9 protein-coding genes are annotated in these 10,778 nt (G+C 70.4%); 5 read left to right on the top strand and 4 right to left on the bottom strand.

All coding sequences use genetic code 11. The annotated features are described in order from the left end of the window. Positions 1-994: 994 nt before the first annotated feature. On the bottom strand, positions 995-1,837 hold the full coding sequence (locus C503_RS0123135) for a lysophospholipid acyltransferase family protein (RefSeq protein ID WP_018684611.1): 843 nt from the start codon (positions 1,835-1,837) through the stop codon (positions 995-997). Between the two features lie 91 nt (positions 1,838-1,928). On the opposite strand from C503_RS0123135, the gene C503_RS0123130 reads away from it, so the two are divergent. From C503_RS0123130 to C503_RS43515, 3 genes are all read left to right on the top strand, one after another. Then, positions 1,929-4,382 (top strand): FtsK/SpoIIIE family DNA translocase, encoded by a 2,454-nt coding sequence (locus C503_RS0123130; RefSeq protein WP_026316609.1) that lies wholly within the window; start codon positions 1,929-1,931, stop codon positions 4,380-4,382. Positions 4,383-4,515: 133 nt separating this feature from the next. Then, complete coding sequence (locus tag C503_RS46900; protein WP_018684609.1) at positions 4,516-5,202, top strand: DUF5684 domain-containing protein; 687 nt, start codon at positions 4,516-4,518, stop codon at positions 5,200-5,202. 67 nt (positions 5,203-5,269) lie between these two features. Beyond that, positions 5,270-5,713: a hypothetical protein gene (locus C503_RS43515; RefSeq protein WP_018684608.1), complete on the top strand. Its 444-nt coding sequence runs from the start codon at positions 5,270-5,272 to the stop codon at positions 5,711-5,713. A 46-nt stretch (positions 5,714-5,759) separates the two neighbouring features. Here C503_RS43515 and C503_RS0123115 read toward each other — a convergent pair whose 3' ends face one another. Together C503_RS0123115 and C503_RS0123110 are read right to left on the bottom strand one after the other, a co-directional pair. Then, on the bottom strand, positions 5,760-6,212 hold the full coding sequence (locus tag C503_RS0123115) for a phospholipase (protein ID WP_156893408.1): 453 nt from the start codon (positions 6,210-6,212) through the stop codon (positions 5,760-5,762). A gap of 184 nt (positions 6,213-6,396) precedes the next feature. Then, positions 6,397-6,891 carry an amino-acid N-acetyltransferase gene (locus C503_RS0123110; RefSeq protein WP_018684606.1) on the bottom strand — a complete coding sequence of 165 codons (495 nt, stop codon included), beginning with the start codon at positions 6,889-6,891 and terminating at the stop codon, positions 6,397-6,399. Positions 6,892-6,973: 82 nt separating this feature from the next. Between C503_RS0123110 and C503_RS0123105 the strand changes: the two genes are divergently transcribed. Then, on the top strand, positions 6,974-8,146 hold the full coding sequence (locus tag C503_RS0123105) for an acetyl-CoA C-acetyltransferase (protein ID WP_018684605.1): 1,173 nt from the start codon (positions 6,974-6,976) through the stop codon (positions 8,144-8,146). A 459-nt stretch (positions 8,147-8,605) separates the two neighbouring features. Here the strand turns inward: C503_RS0123105 and C503_RS0123100 are convergent, their stop codons facing one another. Next, positions 8,606-8,974, bottom strand: coding sequence for an MmcQ/YjbR family DNA-binding protein (locus C503_RS0123100; protein ID WP_211222443.1), 369 nt, complete (start codon positions 8,972-8,974; stop codon positions 8,606-8,608). A gap of 108 nt (positions 8,975-9,082) precedes the next feature. Between C503_RS0123100 and rimO the strand changes: the two genes are divergently transcribed. After that, complete coding sequence (gene rimO, locus C503_RS0123095) at positions 9,083-10,486, top strand: 30S ribosomal protein S12 methylthiotransferase RimO (RefSeq protein ID WP_018684603.1); 1,404 nt, start codon at positions 9,083-9,085, stop codon at positions 10,484-10,486. Positions 10,487-10,778: the final 292 nt, after the last annotated feature.

The raw sequence follows: 10,778 nt of genomic DNA, 5'->3' as shown, positions 1-10,778 counted from the left end.
TGCGGCTCTGCGGCTCTGCGGCTCTGCGGCTCTGCGGCTCTGCGGCTCTGCGGCTCTGCGGCTCTGCGGCTCTGCGGCTCTGCGGCTCTGCGGCTGCCCGTTGTCGTGCCTGCCCCTCGCCCCAAGGGAGTCGACCACGGCCGATTCCAAGAAGTTGATCACCCCGCGAACAGAGCCCCTCCCACCCGGGGGCTGGCCCGCGCGTGAGCCTATCTGCCCAGGTCAGGGGTGCGGAAGGGGTGGCCTTGGGGCTGTGGATGGATTTCGGGGGATGTGGATAACTCGTGATCATGGGGGGCGTACTTCGGGTGGCACAATCGGTCGCCCGGGGTGCGGGTTGTCCACATGAGCCCGGATTCATCCACAGGCAGCCGGACGGGGCTTCCGTTGCCCTGACCTGGGCAGATAGGCTCACGCGCGGGCCAGCCCCCGGGTGGGAGGGGCTCTGTCTCGGGGGCGGCGGATGATCTTGGGGCTGGGTGGGTCCGTGGTCGGAGGTGGCGGGCTGGAAGCGTCCTGGATGCGCGGTCGGGTAGGGGCGGCGTAGCTCGGCGGTGCGGTCTGGGGGTGCATTCCGCTTGTGCGGGATGGCATCGCGCCACGAGGGCAGCCCGCTTGGGCGGGATCATCACGTCCGGTACGGCTCGATGTGGCTGGTAGCGGGAACATCCCTGCTGCGCAGGGAGAACTGAGTCCGTCGCGGCGTGCACTTGGTCGACGACGGAGCATCCCCGAGGCGAGTGGTGGGGAGGTGAGGTCGGGGCGGGGTACGTTGGAGGGGATGGGTTCGCTGGTCTTGGGAGATCAACCCCGCAGGCACGGGGACACCTTCAAGCCCAACGTGCGAGGCCAGGATGACGGTGGAACATTCCCACAGGCGCGGGAATAGCCGTAGGGACGATTCGCCGGTGCGGACAGTCGAGAAGAATCCCGCCCGACCGGGCACGACAACCTCGTGACCTCCGGCGTCAATCGCCCTGACGCCGAATTCCCTCTACCGCTCCGGCTTCCACGGGCTCGTCGAGTCGCAAGGCCTTGTCGGGTCATGGAAGCGCGGCTTGTCCAGCTGATCCGCCCGCAACGGCACAAGATTCGCCGTGATCTGGTTCATGATCCGTGCATGCGCCCGCCGCGCGTCCCCAGGCCGATCCGCCGACAGTCCCGACAGATCCACCTGCCCCCCGAAATGCACCTGGAACGTGGGCCGCTTCCGCATAGCCCGAAGAAGAGACATCACCAACGGCTTCACGTCCTGCACCCCGGAAACCGTCTCCGTCCCCCAATAGACAGCCTCGTGCGCCCCCCACTGACTGATCGTCACCACCGGCACATCCCCGTGCAACGCCATCCGCGCCACACCCGTCTTGCCGCGCTCCGGCCACAACCCGGGTTCCCGACTGACCCGCCCCTCCGGATACACCAGCAACGGCACCCGCGACGTCCGCAGGTTCTCCGTCGCCCGTCCGAACGCCTCGGCGATGTTGCTCTTGCCGCGGTCCACCCGGAGATGGCCGCTCGCGCGCAGGACCGGGCCGATCACCGGGGCGTCGAGCAGGCCCGCGGTGAGCATGAAGCGGGGCAGGAAGCCGACGCTGCGGCAGGCGGCGATGAGGACGAACGGGTCGAACATGCCGATGTGGTTGGCGGCCACCAGCACCGGGCGGCCGCGCAGGTGGGGCGGGAACTCGCCGGTGATGGACAGGGAGCCGACGGAGCGGACGATGGCGTGGTCGAGGGCCGAGCCCGCGCGCCAGATCAAGGGTGTCTGTGCTGGTCGGAGCGGGCGGTGAGACGGCTCCGGGGAGTGGCCGCGCAGGACGGACATGGCGGCCAGCATGGCACGGACCGCGGCGGGGTCGGCGGCCAGGGCGTCACTCTACGGTGTGGCAGCCGGGCCTTCGGGACATCGCGGACTACCGTGTGAACCCATGGCGAGTCGGACGACGACCTCGAAGGGCGCGGGCAAGGGTGGGGCGCGCAAGCCCGCGGCATCTCGGTCACCCGCCAGACGGCCCGGCAACTCGAAGAAACCGCAGCCCGCGCCGAGCAAGGGCGTGCTCGCCACCGGGTGGGGGCTGCTGGCCAAGGGGGTCGGGTCGGTCGCGCGCGCGATCGGGCGCACCAAGGAGCTCGACCCGGCGCACCGGCGGGACGGGATCGGGTTCGCGCTCGTCGCCATCGGCGTGATCCTCGGGGCCTCGGTGTGGTGGCACGCGGCGGGCACGGTCGGCGGGTGGCTGGAGGACGGGGTGCGCACCGTGCTCGGCGCGCTGGCCATCGCCATGCCGCTGGTGCTGCTCGTCATCGGCGTCATCCTCATGCGCTCCGACCCGCAGCCGGACAAACGCCCCCGCTACACCGTCGGCACCCTGCTGTTCGCGCTCGCCCTGCTGGGTGTGCTGCACGTGTTCGCCGGGCTGCCCGAGGACAACCACGGCCGCAAGTACGCGGGCGGCGCGCTCGGCTACGTCTCCGGCGGCCTGCTCGCCAAGGGCGTCACCGCCTGGGTCGCGGTGCCCGTGCTGGTCCTGGTGCTCGGCTTCGGCGTGCTGGTGTTCACCGGCACCCGCATCCGGGACGTGCCGACCCGCATCCGCGAGCTGGGCATGGACCCGGAGGAGCGGGCGGCCGCGGCCACCCCCGACCTGTTCGCCGACGAGCCGGAGTTCGAGGCCGAGCCGCCGCTCAAGCCGCGCAAGACCCCTCGGCGTAGGCAGGCCGCCGCGGTCGAGGAGGAGGGCGCGCCGGAGCAGCCGCCGCTGCCGTTGGATGAGCCGCCCGCCAAACCGAAGCGAACGCGGGCCGCGCAGGTCAAGGAGACGCCGCAGGTCTCCGAGCCCAAGCCGGACCAGAACTCGATCACCGTCACGCGCGTGGTCGACGGCGACTACAACCTGCCCGACCTCGGCCTGCTGGTCACCGGCGACGAGCCCAAGGCACGCAGCAAGGCCAACGACTCGATGATCGAGGCGATCACCGGGGTGCTCGACCAGTTCTCCATCGACGCCCAGGTCACCGGCTTCACCAGGGGCCCGACGGTGACCCGCTACGAGGTGGAGCTGGGGCCGGGCGTGAAGGTCGAGAAGATCACCGCGCTGACCAAGAACATCGCCTACGCGGTGGCCACCGACAACGTGCGGCTGCTCGCGCCGATCCCGGGCAAGTCCGCGGTCGGCATCGAGGTGCCCAACGCCGACCGCGAGATGGTCCGGCTCGGCGACGTGCTGCGCTCCTCGACCGCGCTCAAGGACACCCACCCGATGGTGGTCGGCCTCGGCAAGGACATCGAGGGCCACATGATCACCGCGAACCTGGCCAAGATGCCGCACCTGCTGTGCGCGGGCTCCACCGGCTCCGGCAAGTCCAGCTTCGTCAACTCCATGCTGGTCTCACTGCTGGCCAGGGCCACCCCGGACGAGGTCAGGATGATCCTGGTCGACCCGAAGATGGTCGAGCTGACCCCGTACGAGGGCATCCCGCACCTGATCACGCCCATCATCACCCAGCCGAAGAAGGCGGCCGCCGCGCTGACCTGGCTGGTGGAGGAGATGGAGCAGCGCTACCAGGACATGCAGGCCAACCGGGTCCGGCACATCGACGACTTCAACAAGAAGGTGAAGTCCGGCGAGATCACCGCGCCGCCCGGCAGCGAGCGCGAGTACCGGCCGTACCCGTACATCCTGGCCATCGTGGACGAGCTGGCCGACCTGATGATGACCGCGCCGCGCGACGTCGAGGACGCGATCGTGCGGATCACGCAGAAGGCGCGCGCCGCGGGCATCCACCTGGTGCTGGCCACCCAGCGGCCGTCGGTGGACGTGGTGACCGGCCTGATCAAGACGAACGTGCCGTCCCGGCTGGCGTTCGCCACCTCCTCGCTCACCGACTCGCGGGTCATCCTGGACCAGCCGGGCGCGGAGAAGCTGATCGGCATGGGCGACGGCCTCTACCTGCCGATGGGCGCCGCGAAACCGGTGCGCGTGCAGGGCGCCTACGTCAGCGACGAGGAGATCGCCGAGGTCGTCTCGTTCACCAAGCAGCAGGCCCAGCCGGACTACACCGATGGCGTCACCGCGGCGAAACCCGGCGAGGCCAAGGAGATCGACCCGGACATCGGCGACGACCTGGACCTGCTGTTGCAGGCCACCGAGCTGATCGTCACCTCGCAGTTCGGCTCCACCTCGATGCTGCAGCGCAAGCTGCGCGTCGGCTTCGCCAAGGCGGGCCGGTTGATGGACCTGCTGGAGTCGCGCGGCGTGGTCGGCCCGTCCGAGGGCTCCAAGGCGCGCGACGTGCTGGTGAAACCGGACGAGCTGGAGAACGTGCTGTGGACGATCCGGGGTGGACCGTCCGCTGACGACGGTTCGGACGAGACGGACTGACGTCCCGCTTGGATCTCGAACAGCTAACGACCCACGCCAATCGCTTCGCTTCACCGCCCCGAGGGGTCAGTGTTTCGCGCGAACGATGATCGCGCGTGTCGGGGGATCGGTGCGCGCCCGAGGAGGGACAGGCGTGGACCCCGATATCGGCGTCACCTATACCGTGCAGACCACCGACGTGTGGGCCATCATGCTGCCGTTCCTGCTCGTCGGGCTGGGCATCGGGCTGATCGCGGTGATCGCGATGTGGCGGGTGTTCACCAAGGCCGGGCAGGACGGTTGGGCGGCGATCGTCCCGATCTACAACTTCTACACCCTGACCAAGGTCGTTGGCAGGCCCGGCTGGTGGACGCTGCTGTTCTGCATCCCGCTGGTCAATGTGGTGATCGCGATCATCATCATGATCGACCTGGCGAAGTCGTTCGGCAAGACCGGCGGGTTCGCCGCGCTGCTGATCCTGCTGCCGTTCATCGGCATGCCGATCCTGGCCTTCGGCGACGCCCGTTACCTCGGCCCGGCCGCCAACCCGCAGCCGGGCTACCCGCCGCAGGGGCAGTACTTCCAGCAGCCTGGTCACCCGCAGCCTGGTTACCCGCAACAGCCCGGTCAGCCGCAGGGCTACCCGCAGCAGCAGGCGTACCCGCAGCCCGGGTATCCGCAACAGCCCGGCGGCTACCCTCAGCAGGGCGGTTATCCGCAGCAGCAGGGCTACCCGGGGGGATATCCCCAGCAGCAGCCCGGCTATCCGCAGCCCGGCTACCCACCGCAGCAGCCGGGTGGCTACCCGCAGCAGGGCAGGCAGCGCCCCTACGGCAACTGAGGATCCGGGCGAAGTGCAACCCGTCACCCCACCGGGTCCGTCTTCCGGGTGAGGGTGAGGAGCTGCCATGAAGACCAGGACGTTCGCCAAGTTCGCACTAGCGCTCGCCGCTCTGGTGACCGCGGTGCTCGCCATGTCCGCGTGCGGCAAGGCAAACCAGGTGACGGCGGGCACGAGCGGCGACGGCGGCACACCCGACCGTCCCGTCGTGCAGGCCGGTCCACCGCTCGACACCGAGTTCCCGCTGACCCGCGGCGACGTCGCGATGCTCGCCGACTCCGGCGTGTCCGTGTCGTTCCGCGAGGTGTCCGAGGACAGCCGGTGCAAGCCGGGCCAGACCTGCATCTGGGCGGGCGACGCGGTCGTCCAGCTGACCCTCGCCGGGACACCGGTCACGGTGCACACCAACGACCAGTTCCCGACCCAGGCCGACGCGAACGGCTACCGGGTGCGGCTGGCCGCGCTCGACACCGACGGCAAGGTGGCGACGCTGGTCGTCACCCGGCTGTGAGGACGCGGGTCGGGGCCACGGACAGGGGGCCCCGACCCGTTCCCGCTCAGCTGTTGCCGAACTGGCGCACCGCCGCGTAGTAGATGTCCGCGGTGCGGTTGCAGGCCCAGTTGCCCGCGCAGATCTTGTACAGGTCGGACTTGAAGTTGTTGTCGATGTTCAGCCGGGTGGACTCGTTGAACCGGCCCTGCCGCTTGTAGTTGCGGTAGCCGAAGTCGTGCCGGTAGCAGGCCTTCACGAAGTTGAAGCCGAACGGGTTGTCCGGCGAGTTCGAGCAGCCGTCGGAGGACCAGTCGAGCTGGTTGGCGTACGGGCGCGCGGCCCGGGTGCTCTGGAACTGGTCCAGGCTCTGGCTGAACAGGTAGCTGTCGGTGGTCTGCTGCAGTTGCGCGGGCGAGAGGTCCGCGGCCGCGACACCCGCGCCCACGACGACGGCGGCGCTGGTGACGGCGGTGATGACCACGCCTCGGGCGAGGCGGCGCAGGGGAGAGGTCGGCACGCTGGCTCCTAGTGGGGATGGCCCGACTTACCACTCGTGAAGTCGGTGAGCCAATTACGCACCGGGCACGTGAAGAATGGCACCACCATTCGGGCTATGCGGACCGAAATACCGGTTACCACTCGGTGACCTGCGGGTTCGACCACCCCTAAAGCCCGTTCTGTCAACCCGGAACGGCCATTCCTCAGAGCTTGAGCAGCATCCGCGTGTTGCCGAGCGTGTTCGGTTTGACGTACTCCAGGTCCAGGAACTCGGCCACGCCCTCGTCCATCGACCGCCGCATCTCCGCGTACACCTCGGCGCTCACCGGCGTGCCGTCGATCTCGACGAACCCGTGCCGGGCGAAGAACTCGGTCTCGAACGTGAGCACGAAGATCCTCGCCAACCCCAGTTCGCGGGCCTCCCCGATCAACTGCTCCACGAGCAGGTGCCCGACGCCGCGACCACGCGCGACCGGCGCCACCGCGATCGTGCGGATCTCGGCGATGTCCTCCCACAGGACGTGCAGCGCCCCGCAGCCGACCAGCTCACCGTCCAGCTCGGCGACCCAGAACTCCTGGATGTCCTCGTACAACGTCACCCAGGGCTTGGCCAGCAGGACCTTGCCGACGTAGGTGTCGATCACGGCCTTCATGGCCCGCACGTCCGTCGCGCGGGCCCGGCGCACCAGCGGATTCACAACTGCCCAACTTAGCCGCTCGGGCGTCCGCTCCCCGGGCGGGGCAGAATCGGCGCGCCACGAACCCGGCGGAGGGAAGACCATGCGCGAGGCCGTCATCTGCGAACCACTGCGCACCCCGGTGGGCCGCTTCGGCGGCGTGCTGGCGAACGTGCCGGTCACCGAACTGGCCGCGACGGTGATCCGCGCACTGCTCGCCCGCACCGGCATCGAGCCGTCGTCCATCGAGGACGTCGTGCTGGGCCAGTGCCACCCGAACGGCGAGGCCCCGGCGCTCGGACGCGTCGCCGCGCTCGACGCCGGGTTGCCGGTGGAGGTGCCGGGCGTGCAGGTGGATCGGCGGTGCGGGTCCGGTCTGCAGGCTGTCCTGGACGCGGCCATGCGCGTGCAGACCGGGGTGAACGACGTCGTCCTCGCGGGCGGCGCGGAGAACATGAGCCAGGTCGAGTTCTACTCCGCCGCCATGCGGTGGGGGGTGAAGGGGACCGGCGTCGAACTGCACGACCGACTCGCGCGGGCCCGGGTGACCGCAGGCGGCGTGAACTTCCCGGTACCCGGAGGGATGGTCGAGACGGCGGAGAACCTGCGCCGGGCATACGGGATCAGCCGGACCGAACAGGACGAACTGTCGGTGCGCTCGCACGAGCGCGCGGTGGCGGCGGACTTCACCGAGGAGACCGTGCCGGTGGGCGACGTCGACCGGGACGAACACCCGCGCCCGGACTCGACGGTCGAGAAACTGGCCCGCCTGAAGCCGATCATGCAGCGCCAGGACCCGGACGCGACCGTGACGGCGGGCAACGCGAGCGGCCAGAACGACGGCGCGGCGGTGTGCCTGGTGACCACACCGGAGAAGGCGGCCGAACTCGGCCTCCGCCCACACGCGCGCCTGGTGTCGTGGGCGGCGGCGGGGGTGGGGCCGTCGACCATGGGCCTCGGTCCGGTCCCTGCCACGGCGCGGGCGTTGGCGCGGGCGGGGTTGACGTTGGCGGACATGGACCTGATCGAACTGAACGAGGCGTTCGCGGCGCAGGTGCTCGCGGTGACTCGGGAGTGGGGGTTCGGGGAGGGGGACTGGGCTCGGACGAATGTGAACGGGTCTGGGATCTCGCTCGGGCATCCGTTGGGGGCTACCGGGGGGCGGATTCTGGCTACGTTGTTGCGGGAGATGCGGCGTCGTGGTGCTCGGTATGGGCTGGAGACGATGTGCATCGGTGGGGGGCAGGGGCTGGCGGCGGTCTTCGAACGGGTCTGAGGGGTGCCGCTCGCGGCTCAAGTGCGCCTGGGGTTGGTGAGCCCTTTGGATGATCACGGTTGCGGCTTCGGGCGTGACGTGTCTTTCCGCGGCCGTCCGTCGTTCCAGCCTATGGCGGGTGGGGGCGCCGGGAAGAGCGTCGTGGTGGTCTGTGGATGGTTCAGGCGGGTTGTGGATAACTCGCCCGGGGACCCCCGGTTTTCACATTACCGCTGGTAGGTGGCCGTGTGCCCGGACTTGTCCACAGGTGCCTGCGGTGAGGTTCACGCCGGTCGTGCCGGTGTCGGGGAGTGGCTGCGCCGCACGCTGGCGTCAAGGCCGGGCCGGTGCCTGGGGATGGCTCGGCAGTGTTGTGGACAACTCCGAGGGACCCCCGATTTCCACGCTACCGGTCGAACGCGGCAGTCCGCGCGAAGTTATCCACAGCTCAGCGGGCGGAAAGCAGGGCAGACGAACAGGTCACGCCTGCGGCGGAGCGGCATCGAACTCGGCGACCAGCTTGCGCGGGGCCCGGACCCGCCACGACTCCAGGAGGACGTCCGCCAGCCCGTCCTCGTCCAGAGCGCTCAACCGGACCAGCACCGACGGGTACCCGTCGTAGTGCGGTGTGCTGTAGTACCGGCCCGGCTCCTCCGCGATCAACGCCAGCTTCTCCGACTCGTCCGCGCAGAACGCCACCAGGGTCTCGGCGTCCTTGAGGCGGGCGAAGAGCTTGTCACGGACCCGGAAGCCGGGTGTGCCGTAGGAGGATCTCTCGCTCGTGCCGGGCAGCGCGAGGGCGGCGCGGCGGACATCGGCTTCGGTCATCATGGCGTCATACTGATCCATCGCGGCGGGTGGTGTCACCGGGCGGCCAGGTGAGCACCCCGGACCAGCCGTTACCCTTTCACCGTGTCCTTCTCGCCGCCCCCCGCACCAGTTCACCGCCGCGTCGCCATGCTGACACTCGGCTGTGCCAGGAACGAAGTCGACTCGGAGGAACTCGCGGGTCGGCTCGCGGGCGGCGGCTGGGAGCTCGTCGACCCGGAGGAAGGCACCCCGGACGTCATCGTCGTCAACACCTGCGGGTTCGTCGAGTCGGCCAAGAAGGACTCGGTGGACACGCTGCTCGCCGCCGCCGACACCGGGGCCAAGGTGGTGGCCGTCGGCTGCATGGCCGAGCGGTACGGCGCCGAACTCGCCGACAGCCTGCCCGAGGCGTCCGCCGTGCTGGGCTTCGACCACTACCCCGACCTGGCCGAACGCCTCGGGGATGTGGTCGCCGGGCACGCGGTCCCGTCGCACGTCCCGGTCGACCGGCGCACGCTGCTGCCCATCTCCCCGGTCGAGCGGCAGCAGGCCGATGTCGCCGTGCCGGGGCACGCCTGGGGGCCGGTCGCGCGCAAGCGGCTCGACAGCGGGCCGGTGGCGTCGCTCAAGATCGCGTCCGGGTGTGACCGGCGGTGCTCGTTCTGCGCGATCCCCAGCTTCCGGGGCTCCTTCGTGTCCCGGCACCCCGACGAGATCGTCGCCGAAGGGGCCTGGCTGGCCGGGGAGGGCGCCCGCGAGCTGGTCCTGGTCAGCGAGAACTCCACCTCCTACGGCAAGGACCTCGGCCGCGAGCACGCGGGCCAGGGCGCGCTGGAGGCCGTCATCACCCGGCTGGCAGCGCTCCCCGGCATCGACCGCGTGCGCGTGTCCTACCTGCAGCCCGCCGAGACCCGCCCCAACCTGGTGCGCGCGATCGCCACCACCCCGGGCGTCGCCGACTACTTCGATATGTCCTTCCAGCACGCCAGCGAGCCCGTGCTGCGCCGGATGCGCCGGTTCGGCAACACCGAGTCCTTCCTTGGTCTCATCGACCAGATCCGTTCGCACTCGCCGCAGGCGGGTATCCGGAGCAACGTGATAGTCGGCTTCCCCGGCGAGACCGAGGACGACGTCGACGAGCTGGCCCGCTTCCTGACCGCCGCGCGGCTGGACGCGGTCGGCGTGTTCGGCTACTCCGACGAGGACGGCACCGAGGCCGAGGGCCTGGACGGCAAGCTCGACGAGGAGACCGTCAACGCCCGCGTCGCACGGATCTCCGGGCTGGTCGAGGAGCTGACCGCGCAGCGCGCCGAGGAGCGCGTCGGCACCGAGGTGGTGGTGCTGGTCGAGCAGGCCGAGACCGACGACGGCGACTGCGTCGGCCGGGCCGCGCACCAGGCGCCCGAGGTGGACGGCGAGTGCGTGCTGCTGGACGGCGGCGAGTACGCCGTCGGCGACCTGGTGCGCGCCCGCGTGGTCGACACCGAGGGCGTCGACCTGGTCGTCGAACCCGTCGAGCTGCTCGCGCGCGTGGAACCGGGGTCGCAATGAGCTCGGCGGCCACCGGGGGGCCGGGCGAGACCGTCGGCGGCGAGGACTGTGTCCGGGAACCGGAGCAGACCGAGGCCGCCGCGCAGCCACCGACCGTGCGGGCCGTCCCCGCGATCCCCGACCCGCCCGCCGGTGTCGTCCCCGACCCACCCGCGCGCGCCGCCGCCGACCCATCCGCCGGTGTTGTCGCCGACCCGCCCATCGGTGTTGTCGCCGACCCGCCCATCGGTGTTGTCGCCGACCCGCCCACCGGTGTTGTCGCCGACCCGCCCACCCGGAAGGGCGCGCCGGA

It is taken from the genome of Actinokineospora enzanensis DSM 44649 (assembly GCF_000374445.1).
Lineage (GTDB): Bacteria > Actinomycetota > Actinomycetes > Mycobacteriales > Pseudonocardiaceae > Actinokineospora > Actinokineospora enzanensis.
This window is presented reverse-complemented; position numbering and strand designations above follow the sequence as displayed.

What these genes read in the sequence shown, in the direction of transcription:
- C503_RS0123135 (WP_018684611.1), bottom strand. Translation starts at nt 1,837, where the DNA reads ATGCTGGCCGCCATGTCCGTCCTGCGCGGCCACTCCCCGGAGCCGTCT.
- C503_RS0123130 (WP_026316609.1), top strand. Translation starts at nt 1,929, where the DNA reads ATGGCGAGTCGGACGACGACCTCGAAGGGCGCGGGCAAGGGTGGGGCG.
- C503_RS43515 (WP_018684608.1), top strand. Translation starts at nt 5,270, where the DNA reads ATGAAGACCAGGACGTTCGCCAAGTTCGCACTAGCGCTCGCCGCTCTG.
- C503_RS0123105 (WP_018684605.1), top strand. Translation starts at nt 6,974, where the DNA reads ATGCGCGAGGCCGTCATCTGCGAACCACTGCGCACCCCGGTGGGCCGC.
- C503_RS0123100 (WP_211222443.1), bottom strand. Translation starts at nt 8,974, where the DNA reads ATGGATCAGTATGACGCCATGATGACCGAAGCCGATGTCCGCCGCGCC.
- rimO (WP_018684603.1), top strand. Translation starts at nt 9,083, where the DNA reads ATGCTGACACTCGGCTGTGCCAGGAACGAAGTCGACTCGGAGGAACTC.